Origin of the sequence: Streptomyces sp. NPDC046831 (genome assembly GCF_040645305.1) — a bacterium.
In the GTDB taxonomy this organism is placed as follows: domain Bacteria; phylum Actinomycetota; class Actinomycetes; order Streptomycetales; family Streptomycetaceae; genus Streptomyces.
Map to the genome: position 1 here is coordinate 71,548 of NZ_JBEYXZ010000002.1, position 19,764 is coordinate 91,311.

The 19,764-nt window shown below is 76.3% G+C and carries 17 protein-coding genes and 1 pseudogene; 10 read left to right on the plus strand and 8 right to left on the minus strand.

The window, feature by feature from the left end:
- Window positions 1–332: 332 nt before the first annotated feature.
- From hypB to ABZ920_RS02240, 3 genes and pseudogenes are all read right to left on the minus strand, one after another.
- A pseudogene (gene hypB, locus ABZ920_RS02230) lies at window positions 333–1,031 on the minus strand (hydrogenase nickel incorporation protein HypB); the annotation flags it as partial.
- Window positions 1,032–1,110: 79 nt separating this feature from the next.
- On the minus strand, window positions 1,111–1,707 hold the full coding sequence (locus ABZ920_RS02235; RefSeq protein WP_361497811.1) for a hydrogenase maturation protease: 597 nt from the start codon (window positions 1,705–1,707) through the stop codon (window positions 1,111–1,113).
- Complete coding sequence (locus tag ABZ920_RS02240; RefSeq protein ID WP_361497814.1) at window positions 1,704–3,425, minus strand: hydrogenase maturation protein; 1,722 nt, start codon at window positions 3,423–3,425, stop codon at window positions 1,704–1,706. The genes ABZ920_RS02235 and ABZ920_RS02240 overlap by 4 nt, the downstream gene beginning before the upstream one ends.
- Window positions 3,426–3,676: 251 nt before the next feature.
- Here ABZ920_RS02240 and ABZ920_RS02245 point away from each other — a divergent pair, with 251 nt between their 5' ends.
- The gene (locus tag ABZ920_RS02245) at window positions 3,677–4,039 is read left to right on the plus strand and encodes a transglycosylase family protein (protein ID WP_361497816.1); all 363 of its coding nucleotides are present in this window, start codon (window positions 3,677–3,679) and stop codon (window positions 4,037–4,039) included.
- Between the two features lie 714 nt (window positions 4,040–4,753).
- On the opposite strand, the gene ABZ920_RS02250 is transcribed toward ABZ920_RS02245, so the two are convergent.
- On the minus strand, window positions 4,754–5,635 hold the full coding sequence (locus tag ABZ920_RS02250) for a YegS/Rv2252/BmrU family lipid kinase (protein ID WP_361497819.1): 882 nt from the start codon (window positions 5,633–5,635) through the stop codon (window positions 4,754–4,756).
- Window positions 5,636–5,690: 55 nt separating this feature from the next.
- Entirely contained in the window at window positions 5,691–7,286 is a 1,596-nt protein-coding gene (locus ABZ920_RS02255; protein ID WP_361497822.1) for an FAD-binding oxidoreductase, read from the minus strand.
- A gap of 90 nt (window positions 7,287–7,376) precedes the next feature.
- Between ABZ920_RS02255 and ABZ920_RS02260 the strand changes: the two genes are divergently transcribed.
- Window positions 7,377–7,976, plus strand: coding sequence for a TetR/AcrR family transcriptional regulator (locus ABZ920_RS02260; RefSeq protein WP_361497825.1), 600 nt, complete (start codon window positions 7,377–7,379; stop codon window positions 7,974–7,976).
- Window positions 7,973–9,571, plus strand: coding sequence for a glycerol-3-phosphate dehydrogenase/oxidase (locus ABZ920_RS02265; RefSeq protein ID WP_361497828.1), 1,599 nt, complete (start codon window positions 7,973–7,975; stop codon window positions 9,569–9,571). Before ABZ920_RS02260 ends, ABZ920_RS02265 begins: the two co-directional genes overlap by 4 nt.
- Before the next feature lie 159 nt (window positions 9,572–9,730).
- On the opposite strand, the gene ABZ920_RS02270 is transcribed toward ABZ920_RS02265, so the two are convergent.
- Window positions 9,731–10,258: a hypothetical protein gene (locus ABZ920_RS02270; RefSeq protein ID WP_361497831.1), complete on the minus strand. Its 528-nt coding sequence runs from the start codon at window positions 10,256–10,258 to the stop codon at window positions 9,731–9,733.
- A 462-nt stretch (window positions 10,259–10,720) separates the two neighbouring features.
- Here ABZ920_RS02270 and ABZ920_RS02275 point away from each other — a divergent pair, with 462 nt between their 5' ends.
- From ABZ920_RS02275 to ABZ920_RS02290, 4 genes are all read left to right on the plus strand, one after another.
- Window positions 10,721–11,425 (plus strand): lipoprotein, encoded by a 705-nt coding sequence (locus ABZ920_RS02275; RefSeq protein WP_361497834.1) that lies wholly within the window; start codon window positions 10,721–10,723, stop codon window positions 11,423–11,425.
- 336 nt (window positions 11,426–11,761) lie between these two features.
- A complete protein-coding gene (locus ABZ920_RS02280; protein WP_361497837.1) occupies window positions 11,762–12,457 on the plus strand; it encodes a hypothetical protein in 696 nt (231 codons plus the stop codon).
- Window positions 12,454–12,741 carry a hypothetical protein gene (locus ABZ920_RS02285; RefSeq protein ID WP_361497840.1) on the plus strand — a complete coding sequence of 96 codons (288 nt, stop codon included), beginning with the start codon at window positions 12,454–12,456 and terminating at the stop codon, window positions 12,739–12,741. The genes ABZ920_RS02280 and ABZ920_RS02285 overlap by 4 nt, the downstream gene beginning before the upstream one ends.
- Window positions 12,738–13,523, plus strand: coding sequence for a metallophosphoesterase (locus ABZ920_RS02290; protein ID WP_361497843.1), 786 nt, complete (start codon window positions 12,738–12,740; stop codon window positions 13,521–13,523). Before ABZ920_RS02285 ends, ABZ920_RS02290 begins: the two co-directional genes overlap by 4 nt.
- 308 nt (window positions 13,524–13,831) lie before the next feature.
- Here ABZ920_RS02290 and ABZ920_RS02295 read toward each other — a convergent pair whose 3' ends face one another.
- Entirely contained in the window at window positions 13,832–15,295 is a 1,464-nt protein-coding gene (locus tag ABZ920_RS02295) for an ornithine decarboxylase (RefSeq protein ID WP_361497846.1), read from the minus strand.
- Between the two features lie 684 nt (window positions 15,296–15,979).
- Between ABZ920_RS02295 and ABZ920_RS02300 the strand changes: the two genes are divergently transcribed.
- The 3 genes from ABZ920_RS02300 to ABZ920_RS02310 all read left to right on the plus strand — a co-directional run bounded on the left by ABZ920_RS02300 (window position 15,980) and on the right by ABZ920_RS02310 (window position 18,714).
- A complete protein-coding gene (locus ABZ920_RS02300; RefSeq protein WP_361498355.1) occupies window positions 15,980–17,140 on the plus strand; it encodes an amidohydrolase in 1,161 nt (386 codons plus the stop codon).
- Between the two features lie 234 nt (window positions 17,141–17,374).
- Entirely contained in the window at window positions 17,375–17,839 is a 465-nt protein-coding gene (locus ABZ920_RS02305) for a low molecular weight protein-tyrosine-phosphatase (protein ID WP_361497849.1), read from the plus strand.
- Window positions 17,836–18,714, plus strand: coding sequence for a fructosamine kinase family protein (locus ABZ920_RS02310; protein WP_361497852.1), 879 nt, complete (start codon window positions 17,836–17,838; stop codon window positions 18,712–18,714). The genes ABZ920_RS02305 and ABZ920_RS02310 overlap by 4 nt, the downstream gene beginning before the upstream one ends.
- 50 nt (window positions 18,715–18,764) lie before the next feature.
- Here ABZ920_RS02310 and ABZ920_RS02315 read toward each other — a convergent pair whose 3' ends face one another.
- Window positions 18,765–19,499, minus strand: a complete 735-nt coding sequence (locus tag ABZ920_RS02315; RefSeq protein WP_361497855.1) for a D-Ala-D-Ala carboxypeptidase family metallohydrolase — start codon at window positions 19,497–19,499, stop codon at window positions 18,765–18,767.
- Window positions 19,500–19,764 lie beyond the last annotated feature (265 nt).

Sequence of the window (19,764 nt, forward strand, 5' to 3'; positions counted from 1 at the left end):
CCGCCACCGTAGCTGTAGTCGTGCTCCAGCCCGCCGCCATGGCCGGGGTCGTCCGCGTAGCCGTGCGCGGCGGTGCGGGCGTGCGCGGGTTCCCCTCCGTGGTCGGGGGCGGGCCCGGCGCCGTGGGCGTGGGCATGGGGGTGCGCGCCACCGTGCTCTCGCTCCGGCCCGCCACCGTAGCTGTAGTCGTGCTCCAGCCCGCCGCCATGGCCGGGGTCGTCCGCGTAGCCGTGCGCGGCGGTGCGGGCGTGCGCGGGTTCCCCGCCGTGGTCGGGGGCGGGCCCGGCGCCGTGGGCGTGGGCGTGCGCGCCGCCGTGCTCGTGCTCGTCGTCGTGGCTGTGCGGGCGCGGGGCGAGCGGCGGGCGGTGCCGCGGGACTCCGTCGCGGGCGGCGAGCGCGTGCTCCAGCAGCGCATCGACGCCGTCGCCGGTGCGCGCGCAGGTCCGTACGATCTCCACCCCGGGGTTGACCCGCCGCACGTGCTCCCGGAAGGCGGCCTCGTCGAACCCGGCGGCCTCGGCCAGGTCGGTCTTGGTGACCACCACCAGGTGCGCGGAGCCGAAGGCGGTGGGGTACTTCAGCGGCTTGTCCTCGCCCTCGGTCACCGCCATCAGCACGATCCGCAGCGTCTCGCCGAGGTCGTAGGAGGCCGGGCAGACGAGGTTGCCGACGTTCTCCACGAACAGCAGCGCCGTGTCCGCCGGCAGCCAGCCCTCCAGCCGGGCGCGCACCTGCCGGGCCTCCAGATGGCACAGCCCGTCGGTCAGCACCTGCTGCACCGGCGCGCCCGAGCGGGCCAGCCGGCGGGCGTCGTTCTCGGTCGCCAGGTCCGCGGTCAGGGCGGCCACCGGGAGGCCGCGCCCGACCGCGCGGGCCAGCACCCGTCCGAGCAGCTCGGTCTTGCCGCTGCCGGGGCTGGAGAGGAGGTTGACGACGGTCACGCCCTGCCGCGCCAGGTCGGTGCGCAGCGCGGCGGCCAGGCCGTCGTTCTTCGCCAGGACGGCCTGCTTGACGTCGACGGACCGGCACATGGCGCTGCTCCTCGGGGTCGGCTCACGGGATCGGCTTACGGCATCGGCTCGGGCGGGCGGCGGCCCGGCCACCGCTCCGCTAACGATGTTCAGCGGGGCCGGCGGCCGACGGCGGCAGGCGGGCCGGGTGCGGCGGCGCGGATTCCTCCGGGCGGCCCAACGACGGGGTGGCGGCGGGATCGGCGAGCAGGGCGGGGACCATCGTGTGCAGGGCGCCGACGGCCCCGTCGACGGCCTGCCGGACCGGTGCGCTGAGGCCGGGGAGGATGTCCTCGTCGCCCCGCGGCAGCAGCCCGGGTTCGCAGGCGAGCACGAGGACCCGGGGCAGGGGGCCGTCGCCCAGGCGGGCGGCCAGCGCCAGCACCGTGGCCGGGTCCATGCCGTGGGCCTCCGGCGGCGCCCCGGCGGACCCCTCCCCGGGGAGGTGGGGCTCGACCAGGGACAGGGTGCCGGGCCGGTGACCGCGGGGCGCCGCGTCGACGAGGACGGCGGTGTCGTACCCGTCCAGCAGGGTGTAGGCGAGGTCCAGGCCGCGGATGCCGAAGTCCCGCACGCGCACCTCGGGCGGCAGGGGCCGCGCGTCGAGGGCGCGGATCACCTCGGGGCCGAAGGCGTCGTCGCCGAGGAAGATGTTGCCGACGCCCGCGACCAGCAGGCGTGCCGTGCCCGGGGTCACCGGGCGCCCCCGCCCAGCGGGAGGCCGGCCGGGGCCGTCGGCCGGGGGGAGCCGCTCGGCATCTTGCGGACGAACGCCGAGCGCAGCGCGTGGTAGGGCGCCGCGGGGTCGAAGAAGACGGCTCGCATGCGGTCGAGTTCGGCGCGGCGATGGTCCGCGAGCGGCCGTACCGCCTCGTCCCGCTCGCGGGCCGCCGCCTTCGCGGCGATGCGCCGCGCCAGGTCCGGGGACGCGGCGAGGGCCGTCGCCAGGCGTTCGGTCTCGGCGGCGAACTCCCGCGCGGGCACGGGCACCGGACGGTCCACCAGGCCGAGTGCGGCCGCGGTGGCGGCGCTCACCGGCAGGGCCTCGGCCGTCAGCCGCTCGGCGGTCTCGTGACCGGCCCGGCGGGGCAGGCTGTACGTCCAGAACTCCGAGCCGTACAGGCCCATCCGCCGGTAGTGCGGGTTGAGGACGGCGCCCGTGCGGCACCACACCTCGTCCGCGGCGAGCGCGAGCATCACGCCGCCGGCCGCGGCGTTGCCGCCGAGGGCGCTGACGACGAGCCGGTCGGTGGTGCGCAGCACCGCCTCCACCAGGTCGTTCATGGCGTTGAGGTTGGTCCACGACTCCTCGGCCGGGTCGGGGGCCGCCTCGATGACGTTCAGGTGGATGCCGTTGGAGAAGAAGTCGCGGGCCCCTCCGAGCACCAGGACCGTGGTGGTGCGGGTGAGGGCGTGGCGGTAGGCGGCGAGCAGCCTGCGGCACTGGCCGGTGCTCATCGCCCCGCCGGGGAAGGAGAACGTCACGAAGCCGACGGGGCCGCGCTGCCGGTAGCGGATGTCGGTCCAGGCGCGCCTGCCGGGCGGCAGTTCCAGGGGGACGGCGGCCTCCGGCAGCGGCGGGAGATCCGGGAACGAGGCGAGGACGCAGGCGGCGGGGCGCTTGAAGGGCGCGGGGTCGCCGGAGTTCCTGCGGGGCCTGAGTTCCGGGATCCACACGGCGCCGTCGCGGGTCGCCCGGCACACCGCTCCGGCCCGGGTGGCGAGCAGTTCGCCGGGTGCGCCGCGCAGCCGGTCCTCCGGGTGGCCGCCGTGCAGGAACACCTCGCGGCCGAGGAGTTCGTCGAGGACGCCGGGCTGTGAGTCGGCGGCGCGCAGCTTGCGCAGCACCGTCCCGGTGTCGTCGCGCTCCCAGTCGATCCGCCGCCGCGGGGCGCGCATCGCGTCCCGCCAGACCACGCGGACGGCCGGGTCGCTCTGCGGCTGCGGCTTGTGGGTGGCGTCGCCGTAGCGCCGTACGGCCAGGGACACGGCGGCCATCGCGGCGTCGGACACCTCGTTGCGGTACAGGTCGCTCTTGCCCGTGGGCGCCGTCTCGAAGGGTGCCGCCGCCCAGATGTCGCCCGCGTCCATCGCGGCCCCGGCCTGCAGGACCGTCACGCCCCAGCGGGGCGCGTCCTCCGCGATCGCCCAGTCGAGGGAGGTGGGGCCGCGGTCGCCGGGCGGGCCCGGGTGGACGACGAGGCAGGTGTGCTCCCGCCACACGTCCTCGGGGAGCGCCGTCTTCAGCATCGGCGCGATGATCAGCTCCGGGCGGGTGTCGCGCACGGCGGCCCGGACCGCGTCGTCGCCGTGCGAGGCGAGCACGACGTCCACCCGGTGTCCGTCGTCGGAGAGTTCGGCGTGCACACGCTGGGACAGGCTGTTGAACGCGCTGGCCACGAGCAGGATGTCCATGAGGCGGGATGTTCGCCGGTGGATCGGGCGCCCGGAAGGACCGGCGCGGCGTTTCACCCGCCTCCGCCGGGTCTCTTGCTCCATACGGAGCGATCCCCCCGGGCCGCCGCGGACGCTGCCGCGCTCGTCCCGCGCCCCCTGCCGGGCGGGGGCCCGCTCGACTGACTCCTCGCACCGGCCGTACGGGGGCGCCGTGCGGCGCGAGCGTGTCGCTCCGTTACTTTACGTTCATAGTATGTAACGGTCTGCGCATGATTCAGCAGCAGATCATCGACACCCCTATGCGCCGTCGCGCAGTGCGGACGGCTCTGCTCTTCGTCACGGCCGCCGCGGCGGTCGCCACGGGACCGGAGGCCGCCGCCCAGCCCTCCGGCCGCCACAGTCCGAACTGGGACGCCATCGCCGCGTGCGAGTCGAGCGGCAACTGGAGGGCGAACACCGGCAACGGCTATTACGGCGGACTGCAGTTCAGCCAGTCCAGCTGGGTCGCGGCCGGCGGCCGGAGGTACGCCCGCCGCGCGGACCTGGCCACACGCCGGGAGCAGATCGCCGTGGCCAAGCGCCTGGCCCGCCTCCAGGGCATGTCGGCCTGGGGCTGCGCCTGGCGCGGCTGACGCGCCGACGCCCCCTGCGCGCGGCGCGGGCCCCGGAGGCCCCGACGCGCGGACGGCCGGACGCGGCGGGAGGAGTGAGTGGCGGCCCCCGGGTGGCGAGTGCCGCCCGGCGGGCGTTCGAGAAGGCCTCGACGCCGCACCGCCCGCCCGAGCGACCGTCCCCGGAGAACGCCGACGCCGCCCCCTGGGGCCCGCTGCTCGTGCGGCACGGACCGGTCGTGGACGTGCACGAAACCGGTGCGCACCGGGCGGGCCGTCGGGCCGAGGCCCGCACCCCCGGCGTCGGCGTCCGACCGCCGAACACCGAACCACCGTCCGCCGGGCCGCAGTTCACCGATCACCGGTCGGCGGTCGGCGGCCCCATGCCCGCGTCGGCGGTCCTTGGTCGGCGGTCCGCTGCGACGGCCGACCGTCGTGGTCGACGGCCGACAGCGCAGCACCCCACGGCTGCTGCCCCGGCATCGGCGCGGGACCCGGCCACCGGCGGCCGGCGCGTGCCCCAGGGCCTGCCGGCCGTCCGCGGCCGCGCCCGAACCGGGCCGGCCGGCTTCGTGGTCCGCGGCGACGACCACGGTCGGTGGTCGACGTCGCGGCCGGCGGTCGAGGACGGGCGCTCGCGGTCGGCATCACCGGCCGGCGGTCCGCGGTCCGCGGCGGATTCGTCGCCGGGGCCCGCGCGCCCGTCGCCGGCCCGCGCCCGGCCCCGTGCACGGGTCAGCAGAGCACGTGCAGGGACCCGGGCAGTACCGTCGCCGTGACGGGCAGGACCGCGTCGACCTCGCCGTCGGCGCCGCAGGGCACCTCGCGGTCGGCCTCGACGCGGACGTGCCGGCCGCGCAGGACCCGTACCTCGGGGCGGCTCGCGTGGGCGCCCGACTTCAGCTCGTTCATCAGGGCGAAGAAGAGCCTGCGCGGTGCCTCGCGGATCATCACCACGTCGAGGAGCCCGTCGTCGACGCGGGCGCCGGGCGCGATCATGCGGCCCGATCCGTAGTACGCCGAGTTGGCGGCCACCACGGTGTAGCCGCGGTGGGCGTGCTCCTCGCCGTCGACGGTGACGCGGTAGTCCACCGCGCGCCAGGTGGCGACGGCCCGCAGACCGCCGGCGTAGTAGGAGGCGGCGCCGCGCAGCACTCTCGCGTGGTTGGCGTGCCGGTTGGCGAGCGCGTCGACACCCGCGTACACGCTGCCGAGCACGACGGTGCGGGAGTGGGCGGCCGACTCCACCTCGACGGTGTCGACGGCGCGCGGGGAGCCGTGCAGCAGGATCCCGGCCAGCGCGGCCGGGTCGGCGGGCAGACCGAGCGCCCGCGCGAAGTCGTTGCCGCGGCCGGCCGGGACGATGCCGAGGACGGTGTCCGTGCCGCTGAGGGCTCCGCCGATCCCGCCGGTCATGCCGTCGCCCCCGACGGCGAGGACCACCCGCTGCCGCTCACCGGCCCTGCGGGCGAGCTCCTGGGCGTGGGCGAGGCTGGTGCTGTACTCGGTCTCCAGCTCGGCCCCCGCCTCCCTCAGCAGCCGTGCCACCCGCAGCAGCGCGGCGGCCCCGGCGGATCCGCCCGCGGTGGGGTTGACGATGGCGGTGAACTGTCGCATCGGTGCGCCTCCGGGGGCGGGAACGGCCGGGTCGCGGCGGTGGGGTGACGAAGGGTCAGTCGAGGGGCAGGAGCACGCCGGGGTTCAGCAGGCCCTCGGGGTCGAGCCGCCGTTTGACGGCCCGCAGCGCCTCGACGCCGAGCGGTCCGGCCTCCCGGACGTACCCGTCGCGGTGGTCGGTGCCGACGCCGTGGTGGTGGCTGATCGTGCCGCCCGCGGCGAGGATCGCGTCGGCGGCGGCGCGCTTGGCGGACGCCCAGCGCGCCACGGGGTCGTCGCCCCGGGCGCTGACGACGGTGAAGTACAGGGAGGCGCCGTTCTCGTAGACGTGCGAGATGTGGCACATCACCAGGGGCGGGGTGCCGGCCTCGGTGAGCGTGGTGGTGAGCGCCTCGCGGACGGCGGCGTACAGCCCGGGGACGCGGGACCAGAAGGCCGCAGTCTCCAGGGTCTCGGCGAACGCGCCCGCGTCCAGGAGGGCGTCGCGCAGGTAGGGCGCCGCGTACCGGCCGTGGGCCCAGTGTTCGCCCGGCTCCTGCCCCGCGTACGTGCCCCCGCACGCGCGCAGCACGGCCGCGGCCCGCTCCCGGCGGTGCGCGGTGTCCTCCTCGGTGCCCTCGTAGCCGGCGATCGCAAGGCAGCCCGCGTCCGGCCGCCCGTCCGGGGCGCCGATGGCGTCGGGCCGGGCGAGGCCGACCAGCGTCTCGGTCTCGTCGGACAGGCGCAGCACGGTCGGCCGCGGCCCGTCCTGGGCGAGGCGGCGCAGGGCGGTGGCCCCCGCCTCGAAGGAGGGAAAGCGCCAGCCCTCGTAGATGCGGGTGCGTGGGACGGGGCGCAGCCGCACGGTCACGGAGGTGATGACGCCGAACGCGCCCTCGGAGCCGAGCACCAGCTGGCGCAGGTCGGGTCCGGCCGCCGAGCGCGGGGCCCGGCCGGCGTCGAGGGTGCCCTCGGGGGTGGCGAGGGTGAGGCCGAGCACCATGTCGTCGAAGCGTCCGTAGCCGGCGGAGGCCTGTCCGCTGGAGCGGGCGGCGGCGAAGCCGCCGATGGTGGCCCACTCGTAGGACTGCGGGAAGTGGCCCAGCGTGAAGCCGTGCCCGGCCACCAGCTCCTCGGCCCGCGGGGCGCGCAGCCCGGGCTGCAGCGTCGCGGTCCGGGAGACGGGGTCCAGGGCGAGCAGGGCGTCCATGCGCCGCAGGTCCAGGGCCACGAACGGGCGGCGCCGCTCGGGTGCGAGGCCGCCGACGACGGAGGTGCCGCCGCCGAACGGCACGACGGCCAGGCCGTGTTCGGCGCACGTCCGCAGCACGGCGACCACCTCGTCGTGACCGGCGGGCAGCACCACGGCCGCCGGGACGTCGTCGACGTCGCCCTCGCGGATGCGCAGCAGGTCCGGGGTGGACTTGCCCCGGGTGTGCCGGATGCGGGCCTCCGCGTCGGTGCGGACGTGGGCCTCGCCGCTGACGGCGCCGGCCAGGGCGCGCAGTGCGGCCGGGCCGAGCGGCGAGGCGGGGACGGCGATGCCGTCCAGGGTGACCGGTGCGGTGTCGCAAGGCTCGACCCCGAGCAGATCGCGCAGCAGCCCGACCACCGTGCCGGGCAGCGGCGTGGCCCTGGCCGGGTCGCCCCAGCCGCTCCACAGCATGTCCATGGGGTTGTTCCTCACCGGTCGTGTCGAAGGTCGGGTCCTGCGGTCGCGCGGTCCTGCCGGGCGGGCCCACGGGGCGTTACACTGTGACACATGACGCCTATTCGTCACAACAGCTCGGACAGCGATCCCGTGCTCGACGCCGTCCGCGACTGCGTCCTGGCCGTCGGCGTCCGCCGCACCACGCTGACGGACGTGGCCCGCCGCGCGGGCGTGTCCCGGATGACGCTCTACCGGCGCTGGCCCGACGTGCGCACCCTGGTGGGTGACCTGATGACGCGGGAGTGGATCGCGGTCGCCACGGGGGCGATGCCCGGGCGCCGGCCGGGGACGGCCACGCGCGCCCTGCTTGTCGACGGGCTCGTGGCGGGGGTGGCGGCCTTCCGCGCGCATCCGCTCTTCCAGAAGATCGTCGACGTCGACCCCGAGCTGCTCCTCCCCTACGTGCTGGACCGGCGCGGGGCCACCCAGGACGCCCTCCTCGCACTGCTCGCCGACGCGTTGCGCGAGGGGCACGCCGACGGCTCGGTGCGCCCGGACCATGCCGGGCGGCAGGCCCGCGCGCTGCTGCTGCTGGTGCAGTCCTACACCCTGTCGCTGCGGACGATGACCGACGAGGACGACCCCGAACTGAGCACCGGCGCGTTCCTCGCGGAGCTGCGCACGACATTGGAGAGGACCCTGACGCCATGACCTCCCGCACCGACCCGGTGGTCCCGGGGTCCTGCCCGGTGGCCCCGGGGTCCTCTCTCACCGCCGCCCGGCGGGCGCGCGAACTGGCCGCCACCGCCGGCGGGCCGCCCGTGGACGTCCTGGTCGTCGGACTGGGCGCGACCGGCGCCGGAACCGCCCTGGACGCCGCGGCCCGCGGACTGACGGTCGCCGGTGTCGACGCCCACGACCTCGCCTTCGGCACCTCGCGCTGGAGCTCGAAGCTCATCCACGGCGGGCTGCGCTACCTGGCCTCGGGCCAGTTCGACGTGGCCCGCGAGAGCGCGGTGGAACGCGGTGTGCTGATGGAGCGCACCGCCCCCCACCTGGTGCGCGCCCAGCCGTTCGTCCTGCCCCTGACGCCCCTGGTCGCACCCGGCCGGGCCGTGCTGGCCCGGGCCGGGTTCCGGGCCGGGGACGCGCTGCGCCTGGCGGCTCGCACGGCCCGCGCCACCCTGCCGGCGCCCCGGCGGCTGTCCGCCGTGGAGACCCGTCACCTCGCGCCCGCGCTGCGCGGCGCCGGACTGCGCGGCGGGCTGCTGTCGTGGGACGGCCGCCTCGTGGACGACGCCCGCCTGGTGGTCGCCGTCGCCCGGAGTGCCGCGGCCCGCGGCGCGCGTGTCCTGACCCGGGTCCGGGCGCTGGAAGTCACCGGCACCGGGGCCCGGATACGGGACGAACTCACCGGCGAGGAGGGCGAGATCAAGGCCCGTGCGGTGATCAACGCCACCGGTGTGTGGGCGGACGGCCTGGTCGACGGCATCCGCATCCGGCCCTCGCGGGGCACCCATCTGGTCCTGCGGTCCGGGCATCTCGGCGACCTGCCCGCCGGGCTGCACATCCCGGTCCCCGGCGAGACGAACCGCTTCGTCCTCGTCCTGCCGCAGGGCGACGGCCGGGTCTACGTGGGGCTCACCGACGAGCCGGTGGAGGGCGACGTCCCGGACGTCCCCGAGGTGCCGGAGACCGACATCGGCTTCCTGCTCGACGTCCTGAACTCCGCGCTGGACGTGCCCGTGCACCGGCGGGACGTGGCCGGCGCCTTCGCGGGGCTGCGTCCGCTCCTCGACACCGCCGGCACGACGTACTCCGGCGCGGCGCCGCGGACCGCAGACATCTCGCGCCGCCACGCGGTGCTCACCTCGCCGGAGGGGGTCGTCACCGTCGTCGGCGGGAAGCTCACCACTTACCGGCGGATGGCCGAGGACGCCGTCGACGCGGCGATCGCCGCCCGCCGCCTCGGGGCGGGGCCCTCACCCACCGCCGCCCTCCCCCTGGTCGGCGCCGCGCCGCCGCCGGCCCTCGCCGCGCTGCGGGCGCCGCGCCGCCTGGTCCGGCGCCACGGCACCGAGGCCGCGGCCGTCCACGCGCTGGGCGCCGACGACCCCCGGCTGCGCGAACCGGTCCTCGACGGGCATCCGGTCACCCGTGCCGAGCTGCTGTGGGCCGTCCGCCACGAGGGCGCCCTCGACGAGGACGACCTCCTCGACCGCCGCACGCGCATCGGCCTGGTCCCGGAAGACCGTGCGGCGGCGCTGGCGGCGGCCCGCGAGGCGCTGGGGGAGCTCGTGGTGTGAGGCCGGCCGGACCGGCCGGGGACACGGGGGTGGCGTGCCGGGGCGAGGGTGCGCCCCCGGCGAACGGCGCTCACCGGGCGCGGGGCGGTCGAGGACGGGCGGGCGTCGAGACAGCGGGACGGCGAGGATGTCGTCGTGCTCGGCGCCCGCCTCGACCGCTCAGGCCGCGATCGCCGGTCCCGGTCGCAGCCGGTCCAGGAGCTGGGCGCGGTGCAGGGACGCCACCGGGGCGAGGAGGTCGGGGTGGCGCAGCAGCGCCGCGGCGTCGCGGTCGTGCGCGTCGGGCGCGACCAGGCGCCGGAAGTCCACGGGGTCACCCGTCGCATGGGCGCCGTCGGCCACCGCGGCCGTCGCGAGGCCGGCCAGTTCGGGATCGGTGAGCAGGCAGGCGGCCCAGCTGGCCACGACCTCGTCCACCCAGGTACGCCAGGCGCAGACGTCCAGGCCGGCGTCCGAGGCGCCGTCCGCGCCGGTGATCCAGTCCAGCCGGGCGGACCCGCCGGGCCCCGCGAGGGCGACCAGCGACGCGTCCATGGGCGTGGGATAGCGCAGCCACGCGGCGACCGTCACCGCCTGCCGCGCCTGCATCTCGCACAGGACGGAGGCCAGTGCACCGCCCGAGGACGGGTACGACGAGGTGAGCCACTGGGAGGTCGCCGCGATGAGCGGGGAGAGGTCTTCGAGCACAGCGGGGCCGATCGAGCTGTCGCGGACGGAAGCGGAATGCCTGGAACGCTAGTCCGCGCCCCGAACCGACCGACATGACCCAGGTCTCTTCCGAAACGTGGGTTCGGCCACATCGAGCAGCGCCGCCACTGCTGAAGGGGGACGTCGGCGCCCCGGACGGCCCGCGCGCTGCCGGCGGGGTGAGCGGCGCCGGCCGGGCGGTGGCGGGCGGGGAGGCGGTGCGGACACGCCGCCCGCCGAGCGGAGAGCGGGCGACGAGGTGCGCCAGGGTGCCCACGTGCCGCTGTCGCGGCGAACCCGCACCGGTGGGCGGGTGGGCACGACCGCTGCCTGGCGGGCGGCCCCGCGTACCCCGGCCGCCGAGGTCCTGCCGTGCCGGAAGGCACGCACCCAGGCGGAGTGAGGGCGTGCGTTCGGGGCTCGGTTACAGTGATCCGCCGGATCGAGGGGGACAGGGTGCTGATGGGGGCGGGAGGCGTGCGGCGGGGTGCCGCGCACGCGCTGGTGCTGGGCGGGGTGCTGGGGAGCGTGCTCACGGGCTGCTCGACCGGGCCGGAGGCGGGCACGCCGCCGCGCGCGCCCTCGCCGACGGCGACGGCCGGCGCGCCCCGGGCCGTGGCGAGGAGCGGCGGAACCATCGGTGCGGCCGGCTCGGCGTGCGCCCTGCCCGTCACCTTCGACGTCGCCCCGAAGTGGAAGGCGAAGGCCGTGCGGTCCGGCACCGCCGGGAAGACGCCCGCCGACCGGGACTCCGCAAGCCCCGACGCCGGCGCACAGGAGCTCGTGGACGCCCTGCTGCGCCAGGGCCCCGTCACCGTGGTCTGCGAGATCGACGCCAAGCCCGCGGGGAACATCGGCTTTCTGCGGGTGTGGACCGCCGGGCCCGGCAGCGACGACGCGCGGACGGTGCTGGAGGAGTTCGTGGCCGCCGAGGACGGGGCGAGCGGGGCGCGGTACCGGACGTTCACGGCCGGCGGCCTCGACGGTGTCGAGGTCGGCTACCACGTCACGAACGAGTTCCTCGACGGGCCGAAGGAGGAGAGCGCCCTCGCCGTCGTCACCGGCAGGGGCCCGGTGGTCCTGCACCTCGGCGGGCTGGACGGCGAGGAGCACGAACAGATGCTGCCCGCCTACGAACTGGCCAAGAAGACCCTGCGCGCCTCCTGACCCCGCCCCGCGGACCGTCGGCGCGGTGCGGACGGCGCCGCGTCGTCCCTGCCCGGCTCTCGCCGCGCCCTCCCCGCGTGTCCCGCGCGCCGGAGCTGCCGCGGTGGGCGCACGCCGTCGCCGCGGGCCGGTGCCGGCCGGGGCGCCCGGCGCGGGGCCCTGTCCGGGCGCCGGGCCGGCGCCGGACGCCTCCAGCGCCGTTCCCACGCCCCGGTGCGCGGGCTTCCGCGCCGTGTCGAGGCGGATGCGCCGGGTACCCGACGGATGCACATGGGGCCCGGCCCGGCTCCGGGCCCGGCCAGGTGGCGGACTTTCGGCTCGGTGAACGGAGTGGTCATGACACAGAGCGAAGGCGACGCGGCTCCCGCCCGGCACGCGGGTTCCCCGGACCTTCGTCTGGCGGCGGGCGGCGGACAGCCGCCTGCCCACGAACCGCGGCCCGCGGTGCGGGTGGGCGCCCTGCCCCACGATCGCAACCAGGCGATCCTGGAGGCGGCCAAGCAGGTGGGCGCCCTGCTGAAGAAGAAGGGACACGCGTTCGCGCTGGCGGGCAGCGTCGCCGCGTACGCGCACGGCGGCAGCGAGAACCTCCAGCACGACGCGGACTTCTGCGTACGACCCGAGGACGCCGGGGCGGTGGCCGACACGCTGCGCGAAGGCGGTCTGCCCGTCTACACCCCGCCGGAGGACTGGCTGATCAAGGCCACGTGCTTCGACCAGGACATCGACATCATCTTCGAGCTGGCCCACCAGCCCGTCTCCACAGCCATGCTGGGCCGGGCCGAGGAACTGCCGGTCGACTCGGTGCGGATGCCCGTGCTGGCGCCGACCGACCTGCTGTGGAGCCTGATCGCGGCCTTCTCCGAACACCACTGCGACTTCGGCGCGGTGCTGCCCATCGCCCGCGCCCTGCGCGAGAAGGTGGACTGGGAGCGCGTCCGCCACGACTGCGGGGACGAGCCCATGCCCGCCGCCTTCTTCTTCCTTCTCGAACGACTGAACGTCATCCCCCCGCAGAAGGAGCCGTCATGAGCAACCACGGCGCGAAGCGCCCCTCCGGCGCTCCCGCCGCCCAGAACCTGGAGTACCGCGCCGCCCACCTCAGGGACCGGATCGCGGCCGGCCCCCTCGGCGAACTGGGCGTGCGGCTGGAGGTCCGGGGCGAGGCGGTGCTGCTGACCGGCACGGTGCCCTCCGCGCACTGCCGCGACGAGATCTGCCGCACCGTGCAGGACGAGCTGGCCGGACATCCCGTCCACTGCGACATCGTGGTCACCGAGACCTCGTCCCCCGACCACGCGGAGGAACTCACATGATCCGGATCGCGGCCGTGGGCGACATCCACCTGGGCACCGAGAGCCAGGGAGTGCTGCGCCCCGCCTTCGAGACCCTGCCCGACCGCGCCGACCTCCTGCTGCTGGCCGGCGACCTGACCCGGCTCGGCACGGTCGAGGAGGCCCGGGTGGTGGCACGGGAGATCAAGGATCTGGGGGTCCCGGTCGTGGCCGTCCTCGGCAACCACGACCACCACGCCGGACGGCCCGACGAGGTCGCGGCGGTCCTCGAGGACGTCGGCGCGCAGGTCCTGGAAGGACGCGGAACGATCGTCGCCTGCGGCGACGCCCGGGTCGGCGTCGCCGGCACCAAGGGGTTCGGCGGCGGCTTCGCCGGCCGTTGCGCCGGCGAGTTCGGCGAGCCGGTCATGAAGGAGTTCGTGCGCTACTCGCGGCAGTCCGCGGACGCGCTGCGCACCGCCCTGGAGGAGCTGGGCGAGCAGGGCTGCGACGCGCGCATCGCGCTGACCCACTACTCCCCCGTGCCGGAGACGCTGGCGGGCGAGCCCCTGGAGATCTACCCGTTCCTCGGCAGCTACCTGCTGGCCGAGGCGATCGACACGGCGGGCGCCGACCTGGCCGTGCACGGACACGCCCACGCCGGCACGGAGAACGGCATGACCACCGGCGGCGTGCGGGTGCGCAACGTCGCGCAGCCGGTCATCGGCCGGGCCTTCCACATCTACCACCTGCACCCGCGGGAGACCGTCCCGGCGGGCGCGGCCCGGCCCGGGGAGGACGCGGCCCTGGAGCGGTCCGGCTGAGCCGGCGGGGCCGAGCCGAGCCGAGCCGAGCCGGGCCGAGCCGAGCCGGGCCGCTTCCGAAGGGTCCCCCGCGGTGGCTTCCACGGCCGGGGGCTCTCCGTGCGGCGGCTCCCATGGCGCGGCCTCCCCCGGTTCGGCTCGCACGGCCGGAACCCCCTACGGCGGGTCCCTCCGGCGGGACGTCCTGCAACGGCCCGCACGGCCGCTGCCGTACGACGAAACGGCCTGCACTGAGATTGACGTACGACGACGCCCGGGCGAACGTCCCGCCCGGGCGTCGTGTCGTGCCGCGTCGCAGCAGTGCCGGGTCAGTCCCGTGCCACGACGCGGATGGTCTCCAGCGAGGGGTCGGCGGAGTCGGAGACGAGGAAACCGTGCGCGATGCCGCTGCGCAGGTAGTCCACGATCTCCTGGGTGACCACCTCGCCGGGCGCCACGACCGGCACGCCCGGCGGGTACGGACTGATCGTCTCCGCCGCGATCCGCCCCACGGCACGCTCGGCCGGCACCTGGTCCGCCGGGCCGAAGAAGGCGTCGCGCGGCAGGATCGCCTGCTCCAGCTCCAGCGCCGAGGGCGCCGGCAGGTCCACCGTGGGCTGCCGCTCGATCGAGTCGGCGTGCTCGACCAGGGTGCGCAGGGCCTCGACGAGCACCTTCTCCGTCTCGTCGTCGTCGGCGTGGGTGATCGACGCACTCATCCGGCAGGTGTCCGAACCGCCGACGTCCACGTGGCAGTTGGCCCGCAGCCACTCCGCCGCCTGCATACCGCTGATGCCGAGACCACGCACGTCGACGACGATCTTCAGCGGGTCGAGGCCGGCGGCGTGGCCCTCGTCCACGATCTCGTGGCCCATCACCCTCAGGCCCGGCATCGCGTCGGCGGCCGCCCGGACGCGCCGGGCCCGGTGCAGGGCCGTGTCCAGCAGTTCGTGTCCCTGCTCGACCATCTGGCGCCGCCACCCGTCGAGGGAGGCGTACACCAGTGAGGACGCGCTGGTGGTGCCGAGCAGGTCCTCGCGCTGCTTGAGCACGTCGGGCGACACCCGGTCGTACTGCAGGTGGAAGACGGAGCTCTGCTCGATGGCGCCGCCCATCTTGTGGACGCTGGTGACGACCAGGTCGGCCTCGGCGTCCATGCCCCAGGACGGCAGGTCGGGGTGGAACGGCAGATGGGCGCCCCACGCCTCGTCCAGGATGAGCGGGATGTCGTACTCGTGGCACACGCGAGCCACCCCGCGGACGTCCGCGCACGTGCCCCAGTCGGTGGGCGTCACCAGGAGCATTCCCTTGGCGTCCGGGTGCTCCGCCAGCCGCCGGCGGACGTCGTCGGGCTCGGGCGGGTGGGCCATGTGGCGTTCGCCGTCGAACTTGGGGTGCACCCAGATCGGCTCCACGCCGTTGATGATGACCGCCGCGATCACCGACTTGTGGGCGTTGCGCGACAGCAGCAGCTTCTCGCCGGGACCCGCCACCGCGAGCATCGCGGTCTTGACCGACAGGGAACTCCCGCAGGTGGAGAAGAACGCCTTGTCGGCGCCGACGGCGTCGGCCATCAGGTCCTGGGCCTGGCTGAGCACCCCCTGCGACTGGCGGCGGTCGTCCAGTCCGTTGAGGGTCAGTACGTCGGAACGGAAGACGTCCATGCCCAGCACCGCGGCCACGCGCGGGTCCGCTCCGCGGCCCTGCTTGTGTCCGGGCGGGCCGAAGACCACGTCCCCCCGGCGCCGGAACTCCTCCAGGGCCTCCAGCACGGGTGCGCGTGAATGATCCATCTTTCCTCCATCCGTCGGCCCCGCGCTCCGCGGCCAGGGCCGCGGCGGCGGCCGCGCGATCCGCGGTCGTCCGGTCAGCGGCGGCGGGGCCCCGACCCGCGGACCGCACCGACCTTGTTGCACCCACCGCGCGATCCAAACCCCGCCGCCGGGCCGGCTCCCCCGTCCGGCGGAGCGGCAGCACCGGCCAGCGGGGCGCTCGTACGGGCGGACGGAGCCCTCCCACCGGCGGTGACTCCTCGCACCCGCCGCCGGGGTCCGTGAGCGGGTGGTGTCTTCGGGCCGGCCCTACGTGGCGAGACCCCCGCCCGGCCGGACGCGGCTGCCGGTTCGACGTGGCGCACCGGCCGACCCGGCCCGACGCGGCGGGGCCCGCCGACCCGGCTCGACGCGGCGTGCCGGCTCGACGTGGCGCACCGGCCGACCCGGCCCGACGCGGCGTGGCCCCGGGGCCGGAACCGGTGGACGGGCGGCTCCCGGTGTCACGCGCCCCGTCGGTGGAACACGATCCGGGACCGAGGACCGACCGAAGCCGCAGGAGGCCGCGTGTCCCACCCATCCGACGCCGTCCCCGCACCCGACGCCGCCGGCTCCCCGAGCGCCGGCCACTCCCCCGGCGCCCACTCCCCGAGCGGCGCCCACTCCGCCGACGCCGTCCCGGCCCCGAACGCCGTCCACGCCCGCATCCGCGACGAGGTCGCCGGGCGGGCGGACCTGCTGTGGGACGTCGCGTCGGCGCTGCACGCCGACCCCGAGTACGCCTTCGCCGAGCACCGCGCGGCCGCCCGGCTCACGGACGAGTTCGCGCGAGCCGGGTTCGAGGTCCGCCGCGACGTGGCTGGCATGCCGACGGCGTTCACCGCGCGGTCGGGACAGGGCCGGCCGGCGGTCGCCCTGCTGCTGGAGTACGACGCCCTGCCGGGGCTGGGGCACGCCTGCGGGCACAACCTGATCGCGGCGGCCGGGCTGGGAGCGGCGCTCGCCGTCCACGCCGTGCGCGACGCGATCGGCGAGGGCACGGTGCTGGCGGTGGGCACGCCCGCCGAGGAGGGCGGCGGAGGCAAGGCCCTGGAGGTGGAGGCCGGGGTGTTCGACGAGATCGACGCGGCCCTGATGTTCCATCCGGGTGTGCACGACTGGACCCGCGCGCCGCTGACCGCGCAGGAGCAGTACCGGGTCGCCTTCCACGGCCGCGCCGCCCATCCCACGGGCAACCCCACCGAGGGCATCGACGCGCTCGCGGCACTCGTCGAACTGTTCAACGTGCTCACCGCGCTGGGCCGGCGGCTGCCGGAGGCCTCGCACATCCAGGGCATCGTCACGCACGGAGGCACCGCCACGAACATCGTCCCCGAGTTCGCGGAGGGACGGTTCGGTCTGCGGGCGGCGACCACCACGGCGCTGGACGAACTGGCCGGGCGGCTGCGCACCTGCGCCGAGGGCGTCGCCCTCGCCACGGGCACCACGGTGACCGTCGAGCGGGCCACCGTCCGCTACGACCACTTCCGGGACAGCGGGGTGCTGTCCGAACGGTTCGCCGGCCACCTCGCCCGCGCGGGCATCGTGCTCGACCCGCCCACCCCCGGCGTGTACCTGGGGTCCTCGGACATCGGCAACGTCAGCACCCGCCTGCCCGCCATCCACCCGTTCGTCGCGATCATGGGCCGGGACGGCTCCGACCACACGCCCGAGTTCGCCGGGGCCGCGGCGTCCGCGCGGGCACGCGAGGTGACCCTGGCCGCCGCCGAGGCGCTGGCGTGCACCGCCGCGGACGTCCTCGCCGAAGCGGACCTGCGCGCGGCGGCGTGGGCCGGGCACCGCGCGGCCGCGGAAGCCGGAGGGTGACCCGCCCGCGGGCCCGGCGGAAACCGCGGCGACGGTCGCCGGGTCCCGGACGCGGGGAGGAGACCACGGCCACGGATCGCGCTCACGGCAGCCGGCCCCGCGGCAAGCGCTTCACGGAGGCACGCACCGGGGCCTTCACCGCCGCCGTGCACGGGGCCCGCACGGGTCGGACGAGCTGCCCGGGGAACGTCCCGGCGGCGGTTCCGTCCGGTCGGGTGCTCGTACCCTGGGGCGGTGCACATCTGTTTCGTCTGCAGCGGGAACATCTGCCGTTCGCCGTCCGCCGCGCTCGTGTTCGCCGAGCACCTGAGGCGGGCCGGCCTGGACGGGGCGGTGCGGGTCACCAGCGCCGGAATCGGGCCCTGGCACGTCGGTGAGCCGATCGACGAGCGGGCCGGACAGGTGCTGGCCCGCAACGGCTACCCGGTCGAGCACGTCGCCGCGCAGGTCGGCGCCGAACACCTGGACGCCGACCTGTTCCTGGCCCTGGACCGCGGCCACGAGAAGGCGCTGCGCCGCCTCGTCGACGACCCGTCCCGGGTGCGGCTGCTGCGCTTCTTCGACCCGGCGGCCACCGGCGACCTGGACGTACCCGATCCGTACTACGGCGGCCCGGAGGGGTTCGACGAGGTCCTGGGCATGATCGAGGCCGCGGTGCCCGGTCTGCTCGCCTGGGTGCGCGAGCGCCTGCCGTCGTGACGGCGCTGGCCCGCACCGGCGGCGGTGAGGACCCGCGGGCCGCGGCGGCGCGGCTGACCGGGCGCCCGGTGACCGCCGCCCGCGCCCTGTCCGCGGCACTGACCGAGGTGACCCTCGACGGCGGGCAGACGGTGATGGTCAAGCGGGGCGACGGGCCCGGCGCCGTACGGGCCGAGGCGGCCGGCCTGCGCTGGCTCGCCGGCGCGGGCACGGTCCGCGTCCCCGCGGTGCTCGGCCACGACGGGCGCTGGCTGGTGACCGAGCGGGTCGCCACGGGCCGGCCCGGCGCCGAGGCGGCGTTCCGTTTCGGCCGCGGCCTCGCCGCCCTGCATGCCGCCGGAGCGCCCGCCTTCGGGGCGCCCCCGCCCGGCGGCCCCGAGGACGCGTTCATCGGGCTCGCCCCGATGCGCAACGTCCCCGGTGACGACTGGGCCGGCTGGTACGCCGAGCACCGCGTGCTGCCGTACCTGGGCCGCGCGGTCGACGACGGCACCCTGCGCCGGGCGGAGGCCCAGGTGATCGAGCGGGTGCTGGAACGGCTGCCCGAGCTGGCGGGCCCGGCCGAACCGCCCGCCCGGCTGCACGGCGACCTGTGGAGCGGCAACGTGCTGTGGGGCGCCGACGGGCACGTCCGGCTGATCGACCCGGCCGCTCACGGCGGGCACCGGGAGACGGACCTGGCGATGCTCCGCCTCTTCGGCTGCCCGTCGCTGGACCGGGTGCTGGAGGGATACCAGGACGTGGCGCCGCTCGCCGACGGCTGGGCGGACCGCGTCGGGCTGCACCAGCTCTTCCCGCTGCTGGTGCACGCGGTGCTGTTCGGCCGCGGTTACGCCGAGCGGGCCGTCGCGGTGGCGCGCGGTGTCCGCCCCTGAGCAGGCGGACCCTCCCGCGCCGCCGCGTCCGGTAGGCCCCGGCCGGCCGGTCAGATCCCGCAGGTGGGCGCCGACCAGTACGGCGACGGGTCGAGGGCCACGTGGGTGTGGTCGTCGTGGCCGGGGTAGCCCGGACCGAGGATCTCCGAGAAACCGTGTGTCCTGGCCTGCTGGGCCAGCCGGCAGAGGCTCGGCGAGCCCGTCAGGTCGGCGGCGTCGCCGTAGGGGTGGCGACTGGTGGACGATCCGCCGGCCGCGTTGTTGCAGGCGTAGGAGCGGAAGCCGCTGGAGATCGTGAGCGGCACGTCGCCGAGCGCGTGCCGCATCGCCTCCAGTTTCCACATGGTCTTCAGCGCGTTCGCCTTCGCGGTGGCCGCCGCGACGGCGCCGCCGGACCAGTCGGAGTTGCACCTGTTCAGCTCGGCGTAGCCGAAGTGGACCGGGGTGCAGTCCGCGTCCTGGAGGGAGTAGATCTTGTTGAAGGTCTGCTGCCCCGCGACGCCGTCCGCGGTCAGACCGTACGCGGCCTGGAACTTCTTGACGGCGGCGGTGGTCCGCGCGCCGTACTGGCCGTCGTAGGAGAGCCGCTCGCCCGAGGTGACCCAGCCCGCGACCCGGATCTGGAGCTGGGTCACGTCGCTGCCCGAGGCGCCCTCCGAGAGGGTGCGGCTCCAGGTGTAGCACTCGTCGGCGTGCGCAGTGCCGGAGGTGGCACCGACCCCCACCGCCACTCCCGCCATGAGCATGACAAAAGAGAGGAACATCCGTGCCGCGCGTCTGAACATCCCGGCCTCCCGACCGTCGGTCCCTGCGTGGAGCGTCCGCCGCCGGCCGGCGGCGGCCGGTGCTCAGCGTGGGGCCGGTGAGCTGCACGCGTCAACACCGCGGGCGCGGTGCGCGTGCTCCTTCCCGAGCCGACGCCGTGCGGATGAAAAGCCCGATGCCGGCCGCTCGGCTCTTCCCGGACGCACGGGTGCTCGACGCGCGCGACCGGAGCGCCCGGCCGGGTGCGGGACCCGGCGGGACCGAAGCGCCGACCGGACCGAAGCG

Excerpts from the sequence above, each read along its gene's own strand:
- ABZ920_RS02290 (WP_361497843.1), top strand. The coding sequence starts at position 12,738 with ATGATCCGGATCGCGGCCGTGGGCGACATCCACCTGGGCACCGAGAGC.
- ABZ920_RS02315 (WP_361497855.1), bottom strand. The coding sequence starts at position 19,499 with ATGTTCAGACGCGCGGCACGGATGTTCCTCTCTTTTGTCATGCTCATG.
- ABZ920_RS02285 (WP_361497840.1), top strand. The coding sequence starts at position 12,454 with ATGAGCAACCACGGCGCGAAGCGCCCCTCCGGCGCTCCCGCCGCCCAG.
- ABZ920_RS02250 (WP_361497819.1), bottom strand. The coding sequence starts at position 5,635 with ATGCGACAGTTCACCGCCATCGTCAACCCCACCGCGGGCGGATCCGCC.
- ABZ920_RS02275 (WP_361497834.1), top strand. The coding sequence starts at position 10,721 with ATGGGGGCGGGAGGCGTGCGGCGGGGTGCCGCGCACGCGCTGGTGCTG.
- ABZ920_RS02245 (WP_361497816.1), top strand. The coding sequence starts at position 3,677 with ATGATTCAGCAGCAGATCATCGACACCCCTATGCGCCGTCGCGCAGTG.
- ABZ920_RS02295 (WP_361497846.1), bottom strand. The coding sequence starts at position 15,295 with ATGGATCATTCACGCGCACCCGTGCTGGAGGCCCTGGAGGAGTTCCGG.
- ABZ920_RS02260 (WP_361497825.1), top strand. The coding sequence starts at position 7,377 with ATGACGCCTATTCGTCACAACAGCTCGGACAGCGATCCCGTGCTCGAC.
- ABZ920_RS02255 (WP_361497822.1), bottom strand. The coding sequence starts at position 7,286 with ATGGACATGCTGTGGAGCGGCTGGGGCGACCCGGCCAGGGCCACGCCG.
- ABZ920_RS02280 (WP_361497837.1), top strand. The coding sequence starts at position 11,762 with ATGACACAGAGCGAAGGCGACGCGGCTCCCGCCCGGCACGCGGGTTCC.
- ABZ920_RS02240 (WP_361497814.1), bottom strand. The coding sequence starts at position 3,425 with ATGGACATCCTGCTCGTGGCCAGCGCGTTCAACAGCCTGTCCCAGCGT.
- ABZ920_RS02265 (WP_361497828.1), top strand. The coding sequence starts at position 7,973 with ATGACCTCCCGCACCGACCCGGTGGTCCCGGGGTCCTGCCCGGTGGCC.